The sequence below is a fragment of the Pseudomonas sp. FBCC-B1565 genome (assembly GCF_059133265.1).
Map to the genome: position 1 here is coordinate 5,070,052 of NZ_CP101438.1, position 14,543 is coordinate 5,084,594.

Sequence of the window (14,543 nt, forward strand, 5' to 3'; positions counted from 1 at the left end):
AACAGCTCCTCAGTGGGCCAGCAGGAATTCAATGACACAGTCGCTGAACGCAGCGCCCGCCTGCACATTGGACAGGTGCGCCGCATAGAACTCGGCGTACTCGGCGCCCTGCACATGGTTCTGGATAAAGTGGCTGCCGGCCGGTGGGGTGACCGCATCGTCGGTGCCGGCAATCACTAACGTCGGCACCTTGATCAGGGCCAGTTGCTCACGAAAATCCGCATCGCGCACCGCTGCGCAATTGGCGGCGTAACCTTCAGGCGAGGTCGCCGCAAGCATGTCGGTAATCTGCTTGGCCTGATGCGGGTTAGCGGCCGCGAAGTCCGCCGTGAACCAGCGTGCGATCGACGCATCGCGCAGCGCCACCATCGCCGCTGCGCCGTCTCGCAACACCATCTCGATGCGTGGGTTCCACACCTCGGGCGTGCCGATCTTGGCAGCGGTGTTGCATACCACCAGGCGGTTCAGGCGCTCGCCCGCGTTGATCCCCAGCCATTGGCCGATCAGGCCGCCCATGGACAAACCGCAGAAATGCGCGCGTTGGATATCCAGCGCATCCAGCAGCGCGATCACGTCGCGGCCGAGCTGCTCGATACTGTACGGCCCAGGAGTGACCAGGGATTTGCCATGGCCACGGGTATCGAAACGCAGCACGCGAAAGTGCTGGGTGAAGGCCGGGATCTGGATGTCCCACATATGCAGGTCGGTGCCCAGTGAGTTGGACAGCACCAGCACAGGCGCATCCACAGGCCCGTCCAGTTGGTAATGCAGGTCGCCTTCGGCGAGGTGTACAAATGCCATGGTGGTCTCCTCAAGCAAAGTGTTCGGCTACGGCGCGGGTGACCCAGGTGCGGGCCTGGCCCAGGTAGTGGGCCGGGTCGAGCAGGCGGTCCAGTTCGGCCGCCGACAGCTCGGCGGTGACTTGCGGCTCATCGGCCAGCACCGCACGCAAATGCCGTTGCTCGGCAACCGCGCGCTTGCAGCAGTGTTCCAGCAGGTGATGCGCAGTCTCCCGGCCGAGGCGTTGGGCGAGCACGCTGCTGACGGCTTCAGCCAGCACCAGACCCTGGGTCAGGTCGAGGTTTTTGCCCATGCGCTCGGGGTCGACTTCCAACCCTTCGCTCACCAGCAGCGCCTGTTGCAATGCGCCGGAGACCAAGCAGCAAATCTGCGGCAGGGTTTCCCATTCCGCATGCCACAGGCCCAGGCTGCGTTCGTGCTCCTGGGGCATGGCGCTGAACATCGTCGATACCAGGCCCGGCACGCGGGTCGCCGCGCTGATCAGCACGGCCGCGCCCACCGGGTTGCGCTTGTGCGGCATGGTGGACGAACCACCCTTGCCCGGTGCGGACGGCTCGAACACCTCCGCCGCTTCGGTCTGCATCAGCAGGCTGATGTCGCGACCCAGTTTGCCGAGACTACCGGCGATCAAACCGAGGGCGCTGGCAAACTCCACCAAACGATCACGCTGGGTGTGCCAGGGTTGTTCGGGCAGGGTCAGTTGCAACTCGTTTGCCAAGGCTTCGGCCACCGGCATGGCCTGCTCGCCGAGCGCGGCCAACGTTCCGGAAGCACCGCCAAATTGCAGCACCAGCAAGCGCGGCTTCAGCTCCACCAGCCGTTGCCGGCTGCGCGTCACCGCCCCCAGCCAACCGGCGATTTTCATCCCCAGGGTGACCGGCGTCGCGTGTTGCAACCAAGTGCGTCCAGCCAACGGCACGGCGGCGTAACGCTGGGCCTGGGCGGCCAGAATATCCCCCAGGCGCGCCAGGTCGGTTTCGATCAGCGCCAGCGCCCGGCGCAGTTGCAACACCAGGCCGGTGTCCATCACATCCTGGCTGGTCGCGCCCAAATGCACATAGCGCTCAGCCCCGGCATCTTCACTGGCAATCAACTTGCCCAGCGCCTTCACCAACGGAATCGCCGAATTCCCCGCCGTGGCAATCGCCACGCCGAGGGCATCCACGTCGTACAGCGAGGCCAGGCACGCCTGGGCAATCGGTGCGACCGCGGCCTCAGGGATCAGCCCGACCCGGGCCTGCGCCCTGGCCAATCCCGCTTCGAAATCCAGCATGCCCTGCAAGCGTCCCCTATCGCAGAACACCTCGGCCATGCTGTCCGCCGTGAAGTAAGCGTCGAACAATTGATTGCTCGTGCGCAGTGTCATAGCTCATCCCTTACAGATCGTGGTGCAAGTACTCCGCCTGTTTCGGCAGGCGCAAGCTGAACAGGAAGGCCACCGCCATCATGCCGGTGACGTACCAGTAGAAGGTGTTTTCCATGCCCATGGACTTGAGGCCCAGGGCCACGTATTCCGCCGAGCCACCGAAGATCGCATTGGCCACTGCATAGGCCAGACCCACACCCAGGGCGCGGACGTGAGGCGGGAACATTTCCGCTTTCACCAGGCCGCTGATGGAGGTGTAGAAGCTGACGATGGCCAGGGCCAGGGAGATCAGCACGAACGCCAGGAACGGGCTGGTCACGGTTTTCAGGGTCAGCAGGATCGGTACGGTGCACAGGGTGCCGAGGGCGCCGAACCAGAGCATCGAGTTACGACGGCCGATCTTGTCCGAGAGCATGCCGAACAGCGGCTGCATGCACATGTACACGAACAGTGCGCCAGTCATGATGTAACTGGCGGTCTTGGCGTGCATCCCGGCGGTGTTCACCAGGTACTTCTGCATGTAGGTGGTAAAGGTGTAGAAAATCAGCGAGCCGCCAGCGGTGTAGCCGAGCACGGTGATAAACGCCGCCTTGTGGTTGCGGAACAATGCGGCCACGCTGCCGGCGTCCTTGTCCTGGCGCATTTCCTTGCTGGTGGTTTCCTTGAGGGTGCGCCGCAGCAGCAGGGAGATCACCGCCGCGATCGCGCCGATCACGAAGGGGATCCGCCAGCCCCAGGCGCGCAGTTCTTCTTCGGTAAGGATCTGTTGCAGGATCACCACCACCAGCACCGCCAGCAGTTGCCCACCGATCAGGGTCACGTACTGGAACGAGGCGAAGAAACCGCGCTGGCCCTTGAGCGCGACTTCACTCATGTAGGTCGCGGTGGTGCCGTATTCACCACCCACCGACAAGCCCTGGAACAGGCGCGCCACCAACAGCAACGCCGGGGCCCAGGCGCCGATGTCCTTGTAGGTGGGCAGGAAAGCGATGACCAGGGAACCGGCGCACATCATCAGCACCGAGATCATCATCGAGTTCTTGCGCCCGTGCTTGTCGGCCACCCGGCCAAACAGCCAGCCGCCGATAGGCCGCATCAGGAAGCCGGCGGCGAACACGCCAGCGGTGTTGAGCAGTTGCACCGTGGGGTCGTCCGACGGGAAAAACGCCGGGGCAAAGTAAATGGCGCAGAAGGCATAGACGTAGAAGTCGAACCATTCGACGAGGTTGCCGGAGGATGCCCCGACAATCGCAAAAATCCGTTTGCTGCGTTCTTCTCCGGTGTAGTGACTCGTTGTTGTTGTCATGTTTTTTTCACTCAGTGGGAACGGTTATAGCCTAGACATACTTTGCAACAACCATGTTCCGCAAGAAGACTTTTGGGTAGGTGGTGCTTGAACCGGCCCCATCGGGGGCAAGCCCCTCCCACATGTTGACCGCACCGCCTATCAAATGTGGGAGGGGGCTTGCCCCCGATGAGGCCCTGAAAAACCACTCAATAATCGAAGAACACTGTTTCCCTATCGGTCCCCTGCAGAATCACATTCCACTGATACACCCCCGCCGCATCCTGTTGCGCAATCAAGGTACTGCGACGCTCTGCTGGCACACACGCCAGCAACGGGTCCTCCCCATTCAGCGCCTCGCCCTCGAAATAAATCCGCGTAAGCAAGTGCTTCACCAACCCACGGGCAAACACCAGTACCACCAGGTGCGGCGCCTGGGTGGTGCCCTTCAGGCCCGGCACGGCGCCCGGCTTGATGGTGGTAAAGCGGAACCGCCCTTCGGCATCCACCGGCACCCGGCCGAACCCTTCGAAGTTCGGGTCCAGGGCCTTGTCCTGCTCATCCTCCGGGTGGTCGTACTTGCCAGCGGCGTTGGCCTGCCAGACTTCGAGCATGGCGTCGTTGACGACATCGCCGTTGCCATCCACCACCTGCCCGCTGATCGCCACGCGCTCGCCAAGGGTGGCGGCCACGGTGAGGTCTTCGCGGTTCAGCCAGGTCAGGCCGATGTGGTAATACGGCCCAACGGTGTGGGACGTGGTCGCGTTGAGTGTCATCTCATTTCTCCATCGGCGTGGCGTCGCGGCCGCGCAGGACGATGTCCCAGCGGTAGCCGAGGGCATAGGAAGGAATGGTCTTTTCCAGGTCGAAACGGGCGATCAAGCGTTCCTTGGCCGAAGTGTCCGGTACGCAGTTGTAGATCGGGTCGTACGCCAGCAGTGGGTCGCCGGGGAAGTACATCTGCGTGACCAGGCGCGTCAGCACGCTCGGGCCGAACAGCGAAAAGTGGATATGCGCCGGGCGCCACGCGTTGTGGTGGTTGCCCCACGGGTACGCGCCGGGCTTGATGGTCTGGAACTGGTACCAGCCGTCGGCGTCGGTGACGGTGCGGCCGGTGCCGGTGAAGTTCGGGTCCAGCGGTGCGTCGTGCAGGTCGCGCTTGTGGTTGTAGCGCCCGGCGGCGTTGGCCTGCCAGATTTCCACGAGGATGCCCGGCACCGGTAGACCGTTTTCATCCAGCACACGGCCGTGAATGATGATGCGTTCGCCCTGGGGCTCGCCTGCATGTTGGGCGGTGAGGTCGTTGTCCTTCTCGTTGACGCGCTCGGCACCGATGGTCGGGCCGGTGATTTCCGACAAGGAATGGGGCAGGAACACCAAAGGCTGCGACGGCGAACGCAGGTTCGTCGACTGGTAGGCCGGGTGCAGGTAATCCGGTTGAGTGCCCGCTTGCGGGCGCCGGTATCCGGGCTTGTCACTCATGGAGCAGTCCTCTCTTATTAGATGCGTTCAATCGCCAGGGCCAGGCCTTGGCCAACACCGACACACATGGTCGCCAGGCCTTTGCGGCCGCCGGTTTTTTCCAGCTGATGCAGCGCAGTCAGCACCAGCCGTGCGCCGCTCATGCCCAGCGGATGGCCGAGGGCGATGGCGCCACCGTTCGGGTTGACCTGGGGTGCGTCGTCGGCAATGCCCAGCTCGCGCAACACCGCCAGGCCTTGGCTGGCGAAGGCTTCATTGAGTTCGATGACGTCAAAGTCAGTGACCGCCAAGCCAAGACGCTCGACCAGTTTGCGCACGGCCGGCACCGGGCCGATGCCCATGACGCGTGGCGCAACACCGGCACTGGCCATGCCCAATACGCGAGCGCGGGCGGTCAGGCCATGTTTCTTGACGGCTTCGGCGGAGGCCAGGATCAGCGCCGCCGCACCGTCGTTCACACCCGACGCATTGCCGGCGGTGACGGTCTTGTCGGGGCCATTGACTGGCTTGAGTTTGGCCAGGGCTTCCAGGGTGGTGTCGCGGGGATGCTCGTCCTGCTCTACCACGGTTTCGCCTTTTTTATGGGCGACCCGCACCGGCACGATTTCTTCAGCGAAGAAACCGGCGGCTTGCGCGGCGGCAGTGCGTTGCTGGCTGCGCAGGGCAAAGGCATCCTGGTCGGCACGGGACACGTGATAATCGTCGGCGACGTTATCGGCGGTCTGTGGCATCGCGTCCACGCCGTACTGCTCTTTCATCAACGGGTTGATAAAACGCCAGCCGATGGTGGTGTCTTCCAGCTTCATGTTGCGCGAAAACGCCGCGTCGGCCTTGCCCATTACGAACGGCGCGCGGGACATCGACTCGACGCCGCCGGCAATCGCCAGCTCCATTTCGCCGCTGGCAATCGCACGGAAAGCGGTGCCAATCGCGTCCATGCCCGAGGCGCACAAGCGGTTGAGGGTCACCCCCGGAATGCTTTCCGGCAAGCCCGCCAGCAACAGCGCCATGCGCGCCACATTGCGGTTGTCTTCACCGGCCTGGTTGGCGCAGCCGAGGAACACCTCGTCGACTGCCGTCCAATCCACCGACGGGTTGCGTTCGATCAATGCCTTGATCGGCAGCGCCGCCAGATCATCCGCCCGCACGGTGGACAGGCCACCGCCAAAACGGCCGATGGGGGTACGAATGGCGTCACAGATATATACATCGCGCATCAGGCTTCTCCCGGTGCTTGGCCATGGGCGGCTGCGGTGCGTGCTTCAAGGTCACGCAGGGCGGTCAGCTCAACTTCAGTGGGTTCGGCGGTGGTGTCGACCTGCTCGGCAAACCGAATCGCCCAACCGGTGGCGGCCACCACTTGCTCACGGGTCACGCCCGGGTGCAGCGCGGTGACCACGAATTCGTTCGTATCCGCTTCCGGTTCCATGATGCACAGGTCGGTAATAATCCCTACCGGCCCCGCGCCCGGCAGGCCTAGGCGCTTACGCGAGTCGCCGCCTTCGCCGTGGCCGACCGAGGTGATGAAGTCCAGCTTGTCAACAAACGAACGCGCCGACTGCTTGAGGATGATCAGCACGCTCTTGGCGGAACCGGCGATCTCCGGCGCGCCACCTGCGCCCGGCAGGCGCACTTTGGGCTGGTGGTAGTCACCCACCACGGTGGTGTTGATGTTGCCGAAGCGGTCGACCTGGGCCGCGCCGAGGAAGCCCACGTCGATGCGCCCGCCCTGCAGCCAGTAGCGGAAGATCTCGCCGGTCGGCACCACGGTATCAGCGGTTTCCGCCAGTTCGCCGTCACCGATGGACAGTGGCAGTACCGATGGCTTGGCGCCAATCGGGCCGGACTCGTAGATCAGCACCACATCCGGCGACGACGTCAGGCGTGCCAGGTTGGCCGCCTTGGACGGCAAGCCGATACCAACAAAGCACACGGAGCCGTTCTTGAGGCGGCGCGCGGCGGCGACGGTCATCATTTCATTGGTCGAGTAAGCCATTACTTGGCCTCCTGCGCGGTGGCCAGCTTGGCCTGGAATTCGGTGAAGTCGGCGGTGCGGTGGATGTATTCGTTGATCCAGGCGGTAAAGGTCCCACGGTCGCGGGCAATCGGGTCCCACGCCTGGTAGAAGCGGTTATCGCGCTCGTTGTAACCATGAGCGTAGGACGGGTGCGCACCACCGGGCACATGGCACACCGCCGTCAGGGCCCAGGTCGGCAAGACGCAGCTGTTCATCGGCGCATTCAGGTCATCGACGATTTCTTCGACGGTGACGATGCAGCGCTTGGCCGCCAGTGCCGCCTCCTTCTGCACACCGAGGATGCCCCACAGCAACACGTTGCCCTTGCGGTCGGCTTTTTGCGCGTGGATCACGGTGACGTCCGGACGCACCGACGGCACCGCCGCCAGCACTTCGCCGGTGAATGGGCAGGTCACGGTCTTGATCAGCGGGTTGACCTTGGGCAGGTCGGAACCGGCGTAGGCACGCAGCACCGCGAACGGCAGGCCCGATGCGCCGGCGACGTAGGCATTGGCCAGGTCGGCGTGGCTGTGCTCTTCAATTTCCAGCGGTTGCGGCCATTGCTTCTCGACCGCGTCACGCAGGCGATGCAGGGAGCCCACGCCGGGGTTGCCGCCCCAGGAGAAAATCAGCTTGCGGGCGCAGCCGGCACCGATCAACTGGTCGTAGATCAGGTCAGGCGTCATACGCACCAGCGTCAGGTCTTTCTTGCCCTGACGAATGATTTCATGACCCGCTGCCGTAGGGATCAGATGGGTGAAGCCTTCGAGGGCGACGGTGTCGCCGTCGTTCACAAATTGCTTCACCGCGTCACGCAGCGCGAGGATTTCAGCCATGGGGTTCGGGCTCCCGGTGTGGATCGAAAAAGGCGCTGAGGTGGCGCCGAAGTGCTTGAAGATTAAGCCGGGGAAATGGGCCAAACAATCCGATAATCGACTCAACGTTCGATTATCGAACAGATTGTTACCTCACTAATCATTCAGACAACGCTCAATCAATGTGGGAGGGGGCTTGCCCCCGATAGCGGTGTATCAGCCACGAGATGTGTTGGCTGAACCACTGCCATCGGGGGCAAGCCCCCCTCCCACAGGCGTCAGGTGGCGTCGGCATGGCTGACCATGCCCTTGATCACCACGGCAGTGGTGGCCAATGCGGCCGGGATCACCAACGCGGTGAGCACTTGCTCGAAGTTCCAGCCCAGGCCCAGCAAGGTCGCGCCCATCCACGCGCCGAGGATCGCGCCGAAACGGCCGATGCCGAGCATCCACGACACGCCCGTGGCACGGCCTTGAGTGGGGTAGAAACGTGCGGCCAGGGACGGCATCGCCGATTGCGCACCGTTGACACACATCCCGGCAATCAGCACCAGGGTCGCCAGTAAGGTGATATTGCCCAGGCTCTGCCCTACCGCGTAGGCAAACACCCCGGCCAGCAGGTAGAACGTGCCGATGACCTTGTGCGGATTGAACCGGTCCATCGCCCAGCCCACGCCCACCGCGCTCAATACGCCACCGAACTGGAACAACGCGCCGATAAACGCGGCCTGCTCCATGCTCGCGCCGCTGTCGCGCATCAGGGTCGGCAGCCAACTGGTGAGCAGGTACACGATCACTAGGCCCATGAAGTAGGTCAGCCACAGCAACAACGTGCCAGCGCTATAGGTGCCGGAGAAGATCACCGCAAACACGTTGCGCGCCTTCACGGTTTTTTGCTCGGGCACGCTGAAGCTGCTGGCCTGGGCGACGATGTTCGGCTCAATGGGCGACAGGGTTTTGCGCACCTTGTCGGTGCCCCGATTGCGCACCACCAGGTAGCGTGCCGATTCCGGTAGCCACACCAGCAACACCAGCGCCAGGATCAACGGCAGGATGCCGCCGATCAGCAGCAGGCTGTGCCAGCCAAATGCAGGGATCAGCTTGGCCGAGATAAACCCGCCGCCGGCCATGCCCAGGTTGAAGCCGCAGAACATGCTGGTCACCAGCAACGACTTGTGGCGCTCAGGGGTGTATTCGGACAGCAGCGTGGTGGCATTCGGCATGCCGGCGCCCAGGCCGAGCCCGGTCAGGAAGCGCAGCACCAGCAGTTGATCGACGTTGCTGCTGTAGGCCGACGCCAGGCTGAACGCGCCAAACACCAGCACCGCGCCCACCAGCACCACTTTGCGACCAAAGCGATCCGCCAGCGGGCCGGAGCCGAGTGCGCCGAAGACCATGCCGATCAACGCGGCGCTCATCACCGGGCCGAGGCTGGCGCGGTCGATGCCCCAATCCTGGGACAGCGCCGGCGCAATAAAACCCATGGCGGCGGTGTCGAGGCCATCGAGGAAAACAATCAGGAAACACAAAATCACCACGCGCCACTGATAGCGTGACAGTGGCTGGGTGTTGATGAAGGACTGCACGTCCAAAGGGGTACCGACAGAGGGCTGATTCATTGTTTTTATTTCCACACCGATGGCGGGCTGACGACCTTGGGCCGTCGTTATTATTGCGCGCTCCCTAGAGCGCTGCCGCACAGTAATAAGCCAGGGGAAACAGCGCAATTGACCAAACCGGGATCTGTGCGGTCACCGAACAGCTTAAGCAAATAGCTGCGCACTCAACTCGCGACTGGCGCTGAGCATGCTCGGCAGGAAGCGCTGCTCCAACTCGCTGCGGCTGACCCGGCCGGCGTGGGTGCTGACGTTCAGCGCAGCCAGCACCTGGCCCGAGGCGTCATACACCGGCACCGCGATGGAGCGCAGGCCCTGCTCCAGTTCCTGGTCGACGATGCACCAGCCTTGCTGACGCACTTGTTGCAAGCAGTCGAAAAGCGCGGCGGGCGTGGTCAGGGTGCGGCTGGTCTTGGTCTGCAGGTCGGCGTGGTCGAGGTAATCCTGCAGCGAGGCATCATCCAGCGCCGCGAGCAGGATGCGGCCCATGGAGGTGCAATAGGCCGGCAATCGGCCGCCTACCGACAGGTCCACCGAAATCAAACGCTGGGTGGTGGCCGAACGGGCGATGTAGAGAATGTCGTCGCCTTCGAGGGTCGCCATGTTGCAGGCTTCGTGGAGTTGCTCGCTCATGCGGTCCAGATAAGGCTGGGCCGACACCGCCAGTGGTGTGGAGGACAGGTATGCATGGCCCAGGGTCAGGACCTTGGGCAACAGCGAATAGGTACGCCCATCGGTAGTGGCGTAGCCGAGCTTGATCAAGGTGTGCAGGCAACGGCGCACGGCAGCGCGGGGGATTTCGGTGCGGTGGCTGATCTGGGCGATGGTGAGGTGGCGCTTGCGTTCCTGGAACGCCTGCACCACGGCCAGGCCACGGGCCAGGGAGGTCATGAAGTCCGGATCACCGGTAAACGCCTGGATACGCTTGGCCGGGGACGCAACGATCGGCGGCGCCACTGACGCGAAAGAGTTGCGCAATTGATCGTTCATGTCGGGATCCTTTGTCTTATTGTCAACCGCGGGGGAGGTTTGGCCACTATTACAAGCCGCGTCAGCCGAGATGCACAAGGCAAGGCCGCCAACTTTGTGCGATTATCGGACGATCATTCGATTATCGCAATTTGCTCGCAACCTCCCCCTTCACCCATGGCGGATTGAAAAAAACCAGAGGCGTCTTATTAACGCCTGAAGTTCGGATGGATTCATGACACCCGAATGTGTGCAATTACCAACAGGCACGTGTAACAGAACACTCATACAAAGTTGACGGTTTTTAACTTTATACCGATAGTGTTATTCAAATGCGCCGCTATAATGCACCCTGTGTACTGGTCCGCCCGGTTTCATTATCGGCAACGGAGCTGGCCACGTGATGCACACGCCGTGCATCGTCGATAGCAACTACCTGCCTTGAATGACGGCACTAACAAGTGTTCACCCATGTCTGTTTCAAACTTGAACGCTATGGCGGTTCGACTTGAAACACCCCGAGGGCGCATTCCGGCATAACGCTGCAACGTATTTACACTCAACTCAATTAGGTAACGATGTGACGAAAGATGAACTGCGCGCGGAACTTGAGCGCCAGGAGCAACGTTACAAGGACGTTTACGGCGGGGAAGTCACCACCTACGCCGCCCAGCCTGAACCTGAACGCAAACCATGGCGCAAGCGCGCCAGCCTGCTCGACCAGGCATTTGCACAGGAAATCCAAAAGATTGAACAGGAACTCAAAACCGAAGAGCCCTAAGCGATTTGGTTTGAGCCTCAAGGTTTTGGCCTAGGTTGCTGGCACTTAGCTAGCAGCCAGAAATCTTGCACCCTACCAAGAACGGTAAAATTTCATACAAATGTTTCAGCCGTGACGTTTTTGTGACAATCCCCCGCTTCCAGCGCCCTCTCCTATATAAATCAAACACTTGCCCAAGCCCCGAAAACCCTGGGATGCACGCCTTTTCCGGGATTTTTTTCAGGGAAGATTGTTACCGATGAGCAGCTAGTGCATCGATTACTGAGGTTTTCTGGCATAATCGCGCCCCCTTACGACCGGGTCAGAAAACCTTCATGATCGATTTATTCAGCGGACTGGATGCTTGGGTTCTCGTGAGCCTGTTGCTCGCCCTGGCCTTTGTCCTCGCCTTCGAGTTCATCAATGGCTTTCATGACACCGCTAACGCGGTGGCCACAGTCATCTATACCAAAGCCATGCCGCCACACCTGGCCGTGTTCTTCTCCGGGGTGTTCAACTTCCTCGGCGTGTTGCTCGGCGGTGTGGGTGTCGCCTACGCCATCGTGCACTTGCTGCCGGTGGAGTTGCTGATCAATGTGAACACCGGCCATGGCCTGGCGATGGTCTTTTCCTTATTGGCAGCGGCGATCACCTGGAACCTGGGCACCTGGTACTTCGGTATCCCGGCCTCCAGCTCCCACACCCTGATCGGTTCGATCCTCGGTGTCGGCCTGGCCAACGCCCTGATCAACGACATTCCCCTGGCTGACGGTGTGAACTGGCAGAAAGCGGTGGATATCGGCGCTTCCCTGGTGTTCTCGCCGATGGCCGGTTTCCTCGTCGCAGCCCTGGTGCTGATCGGCCTGAAGTGGTGGCGTCCGCTGTCCAAGATGCACAAGACCCCGGACCAGCGCCGCAAGCTCGACGACAAGAAACACCCGCCGTTCTGGAACCGCCTGGTGCTGGTGATTTCCGCCATGGCCGTGAGTTTCGTGCACGGCTCCAACGATGGCCAGAAAGGTATCGGCCTGATCATGCTGGTGCTGATCGGTATCGTACCGGCGCAATTCGTGCTCGACCTGGGCAGCACCACCTACCAGATCGAACGGACCCGCGACGCCACCGTGCATTTGAGCCAGTTCTACCAGCGTAACAACGCCACGCTCGGCGAGTTCCTGGCCCTGGGCAAAAGCGTGCAGAACGACCTGCCTGGCAAGTTCCAGTGCAACCCGCAGCAGACCGAGCCGACCATCAACGCGCTGGTCGACACGCTCAAAGGCGTGTCCGACTATCACGCGTTGACGGCTGACCAGCGTATTGAAGTGCGCCGCTATCTGCTCTGCCTGGACGACACCGCGAAAAAGGTCGGCAAGCTGCCAGGCCTGGATGCCCGTGAGAAATCCGACCTCGACAAACTGCGCAAAGACCTGACCGCCACCACCGAATACGCCCCATTCTGGGTCATCCTCGCTGTCGCACTGGCCTTGGGCCTGGGCACCATGGTGGGCTGGAAGCGTGTAGTACTGACCATCGGTGAGAAGATCGGCAAGCAGGGCATGACCTATGCCCAGGGCATGTCGGCACAGATCACCACCGCGACCATGATTGGCTTTGCCAACATCTTCGCGCTGCCGGTGTCGACTACTCACGTGCTGTCGTCGGGCGTGGCCGGCACCATGGTCGCCAACAAAAGCGGCCTGCAGGGCGGCACCGTGAAGACCATCCTGATGGCCTGGGTACTGACCCTGCCAGCAACCGTGGCGCTGTCGGCCGGGTTGTTCTGGTTGGCTTCCAAGGCGCTAGGCAGCTGATAAGCCGCCGGCGATAAAAAAGGTGCGATCCGCGAGGGTCGCACCTTTTTTTATGCCGATCACTATTGCGTTAATTCAGGCGCAAAAAAAAAGGGCGACCGAAGTCGCCCAAAATGCCTTGCGTGCTCATGTAACCTGGAAAAACTATGGTTTTTTCCGCTTGTTCGCGTCTTTCCAGATAAAAATTCCAAACCCTACAAAAAACATCACCATGAGGCTTACGGTCAGCACTCCGGCGAACACCACATTATCGATAAACATGACCGGCCTCCTGCACTTGCCCTGTTGCGATAGGGCTAAGTTAATGGAGAAGGCGGATTGGAAAATTGACGGGGATCAATGTCGCCCGCGACGGGGCGTAAAGAAGGGCAATAACTGACCTGCATCAATGGATGCAGACTGTTTCAACGCTTTTTGGGTTTGTTCTTCGGTTTTTTCTTCACTTTGCCGAGTGGCATTGCCTGTTCAAATGCCTGGCGGACTTCATTCAGGCGTTTGTCATTGAGGTCATGCACGCGCTTGGCGCGCTCGGCATTCAGGTCGATCAGCTTGTCGTCTTCACTCATGGCTTGGCTTACGTCGTGGAGGGAATGGTCCAATAATGCGGCCTCCCCCGCTCAACGGCAAATCAGCGGGCGACAAAAGGCAGGTCATCGCACAAAATCGCTATTTTTCCGAACCAGGAGAGGCACCCAGGTGGCACTGCACAAGGACCTTCCGCCGCTGCTGGCGCTGCGCGCCTTCGAAGCCGTGGCGCGGCACTTGAGTTTTATCAAGGCCGCCAGCGAGTTGTCAGTGACCCAGAGCGCGCTGAGCCATCAGGTGCAAAAGCTTGAGCAGCACCTGGGCAAACCCTTGTTTATCCGACGCACCCGAGCGATCGATCTGACCACCGACGGCCAACAGTACTACGACGAAATCCGCCCAGCCCTCGACGCCATCGCCGCCGCCACCCGTGCCCAACGCGTCACGCCCAGTGCCACCGTGCTGCGCATCGGCTTGCTGGCCTCCTTTGCGACCTTGTGGCTGGCGCCCCGCCTGGCCGGCTTCCTCAATCGCTACCCACATATTCAGGTGGAGCTGTTGCCGGCCATTCAACTGGCGGACGTGGCAGGCGCCGAGGTCGACCTGGCCATCCGTTATGGCAAGGGCGATTGGCCCGATGTGCAGGCCACGCGACTGATGCCGGAAGTCCTCTCGCCGGTGTGCAGCCCGACGTTCAAGGCAGCGCAAGACAGCCCGTTGCTGATGGCCACTTCGCACCGCCCCTTTGAATGGACCGACTGGTCCGAGCACTATCAGGTCGACCTCGGCCAGCACCCCCGCGTGATGCTGCACGACTACAACATTGTGGTCGAAGCCGCCGTGGCCGGCCAGGGCATCGCCATGGGCCGTCATCGCCTGATCGAGCGCAGGCTGCAGGACGGCAGCCTGGTGGAGGCCTTCGATTGGCCGCCCTATCACAGCGACATCGGCTACTGGCTGATCGCACCTCAAGGCACCCCTAGCGAAGCCGCCGCATGTTTCAGCCAGTGGCTGAAGGAAACCTGCACTGACGCGTGAGTTTTTTCGATACGTCGTGTGAGATCTATCCGTTTGTCGCCCTTCAATACAGCCAACA

The 14,543-nt window shown here is 61.7% G+C and carries 15 protein-coding genes; 3 read left to right on the top strand and 12 right to left on the bottom strand.

All coding sequences use genetic code 11. The features are described from left to right. Positions 1-9: 9 nt before the first annotated feature. The 10 genes from pcaD to pcaR all read right to left on the bottom strand — a co-directional run bounded on the left by pcaD (position 10) and on the right by pcaR (position 10,372). Positions 10-801, bottom strand: coding sequence for a 3-oxoadipate enol-lactonase (gene pcaD, locus NL123_RS23485; RefSeq protein WP_248486741.1), 792 nt, complete (start codon positions 799-801; stop codon positions 10-12). Between the two features lie 10 nt (positions 802-811). Then, positions 812-2,167 (bottom strand): 3-carboxy-cis,cis-muconate cycloisomerase, encoded by a 1,356-nt coding sequence (locus NL123_RS23490; protein WP_494356469.1) that lies wholly within the window; start codon positions 2,165-2,167, stop codon positions 812-814. 10 nt (positions 2,168-2,177) lie between these two features. Then, complete coding sequence (locus tag NL123_RS23495) at positions 2,178-3,473, bottom strand: MFS family transporter (RefSeq protein ID WP_494356470.1); 1,296 nt, start codon at positions 3,471-3,473, stop codon at positions 2,178-2,180. Positions 3,474-3,661: 188 nt separating this feature from the next. Then, positions 3,662-4,228, bottom strand: coding sequence for a protocatechuate 3,4-dioxygenase subunit alpha (gene pcaG / locus NL123_RS23500; RefSeq protein ID WP_248486736.1), 567 nt, complete (start codon positions 4,226-4,228; stop codon positions 3,662-3,664). 1 nt (position 4,229) lies between these two features. Further along, positions 4,230-4,934, bottom strand: a complete 705-nt coding sequence (gene pcaH / locus NL123_RS23505) for a protocatechuate 3,4-dioxygenase subunit beta (protein ID WP_248486734.1) — start codon at positions 4,932-4,934, stop codon at positions 4,230-4,232. Between the two features lie 17 nt (positions 4,935-4,951). Then, positions 4,952-6,154 carry a 3-oxoadipyl-CoA thiolase gene (gene pcaF / locus NL123_RS23510; RefSeq protein ID WP_179040773.1) on the bottom strand — a complete coding sequence of 401 codons (1,203 nt, stop codon included), beginning with the start codon at positions 6,152-6,154 and terminating at the stop codon, positions 4,952-4,954. Next, the gene (locus NL123_RS23515; RefSeq protein ID WP_248486732.1) at positions 6,151-6,930 is read right to left on the bottom strand and encodes a CoA-transferase subunit beta; all 780 of its coding nucleotides are present in this window, start codon (positions 6,928-6,930) and stop codon (positions 6,151-6,153) included. The genes pcaF and NL123_RS23515 overlap by 4 nt, the downstream gene beginning before the upstream one ends. Then, complete coding sequence (locus NL123_RS23520; RefSeq protein ID WP_494356471.1) at positions 6,930-7,787, bottom strand: CoA transferase subunit A; 858 nt, start codon at positions 7,785-7,787, stop codon at positions 6,930-6,932. The genes NL123_RS23515 and NL123_RS23520 overlap by 1 nt, the downstream gene beginning before the upstream one ends. 257 nt (positions 7,788-8,044) lie before the next feature. Further along, complete coding sequence (gene pcaK / locus NL123_RS23525) at positions 8,045-9,385, bottom strand: 4-hydroxybenzoate transporter PcaK (protein WP_071496867.1); 1,341 nt, start codon at positions 9,383-9,385, stop codon at positions 8,045-8,047. A 144-nt stretch (positions 9,386-9,529) separates the two neighbouring features. After that, positions 9,530-10,372, bottom strand: a complete 843-nt coding sequence (gene pcaR / locus NL123_RS23530) for a pca regulon transcriptional regulator PcaR (protein ID WP_071488865.1) — start codon at positions 10,370-10,372, stop codon at positions 9,530-9,532. Between the two features lie 559 nt (positions 10,373-10,931). Here pcaR and NL123_RS23535 point away from each other — a divergent pair. Together NL123_RS23535 and NL123_RS23540 are read left to right on the top strand one after the other, a co-directional pair. After that, the gene (locus NL123_RS23535) at positions 10,932-11,132 is read left to right on the top strand and encodes a hypothetical protein (RefSeq protein ID WP_003189295.1); all 201 of its coding nucleotides are present in this window, start codon (positions 10,932-10,934) and stop codon (positions 11,130-11,132) included. A gap of 314 nt (positions 11,133-11,446) precedes the next feature. Continuing rightward, positions 11,447-12,922 (top strand): inorganic phosphate transporter, encoded by a 1,476-nt coding sequence (locus NL123_RS23540; protein WP_092241266.1) that lies wholly within the window; start codon positions 11,447-11,449, stop codon positions 12,920-12,922. A 144-nt stretch (positions 12,923-13,066) separates the two neighbouring features. Here the strand turns inward: NL123_RS23540 and ccoM are convergent, their stop codons facing one another. Beyond that, positions 13,067-13,183: a cytochrome c oxidase subunit CcoM gene (gene ccoM, locus NL123_RS23545; protein WP_010212341.1), complete on the bottom strand. Its 117-nt coding sequence runs from the start codon at positions 13,181-13,183 to the stop codon at positions 13,067-13,069. 143 nt (positions 13,184-13,326) lie between these two features. Further along, the gene (locus NL123_RS23550) at positions 13,327-13,521 is read right to left on the bottom strand and encodes a hypothetical protein (RefSeq protein WP_134434970.1); all 195 of its coding nucleotides are present in this window, start codon (positions 13,519-13,521) and stop codon (positions 13,327-13,329) included. Positions 13,522-13,618: 97 nt separating this feature from the next. On the opposite strand from NL123_RS23550, the gene NL123_RS23555 reads away from it, so the two are divergent. After that, on the top strand, positions 13,619-14,485 hold the full coding sequence (locus NL123_RS23555) for a LysR substrate-binding domain-containing protein (protein ID WP_248486728.1): 867 nt from the start codon (positions 13,619-13,621) through the stop codon (positions 14,483-14,485). Positions 14,486-14,543 lie beyond the last annotated feature (58 nt).

Bases quoted from the DNA above. Each gene is read 5' to 3' on its own strand.
- pcaR (WP_071488865.1), bottom strand. From the start codon at position 10,372: ATGAACGATCAATTGCGCAACTCTTTCGCGTCAGTGGCGCCGCCGATC.
- pcaH (WP_248486734.1), bottom strand. From the start codon at position 4,934: ATGAGTGACAAGCCCGGATACCGGCGCCCGCAAGCGGGCACTCAACCG.
- NL123_RS23515 (WP_248486732.1), bottom strand. From the start codon at position 6,930: ATGGCTTACTCGACCAATGAAATGATGACCGTCGCCGCCGCGCGCCGC.
- pcaG (WP_248486736.1), bottom strand. From the start codon at position 4,228: ATGACACTCAACGCGACCACGTCCCACACCGTTGGGCCGTATTACCAC.
- NL123_RS23520 (WP_494356471.1), bottom strand. From the start codon at position 7,787: ATGGCTGAAATCCTCGCGCTGCGTGACGCGGTGAAGCAATTTGTGAAC.
- NL123_RS23495 (WP_494356470.1), bottom strand. From the start codon at position 3,473: ATGACAACAACAACGAGTCACTACACCGGAGAAGAACGCAGCAAACGG.
- NL123_RS23540 (WP_092241266.1), top strand. From the start codon at position 11,447: ATGATCGATTTATTCAGCGGACTGGATGCTTGGGTTCTCGTGAGCCTG.
- ccoM (WP_010212341.1), bottom strand. From the start codon at position 13,183: ATGTTTATCGATAATGTGGTGTTCGCCGGAGTGCTGACCGTAAGCCTC.
- NL123_RS23490 (WP_494356469.1), bottom strand. From the start codon at position 2,167: ATGACACTGCGCACGAGCAATCAATTGTTCGACGCTTACTTCACGGCG.
- pcaD (WP_248486741.1), bottom strand. From the start codon at position 801: ATGGCATTTGTACACCTCGCCGAAGGCGACCTGCATTACCAACTGGAC.
- pcaK (WP_071496867.1), bottom strand. From the start codon at position 9,385: ATGAATCAGCCCTCTGTCGGTACCCCTTTGGACGTGCAGTCCTTCATC.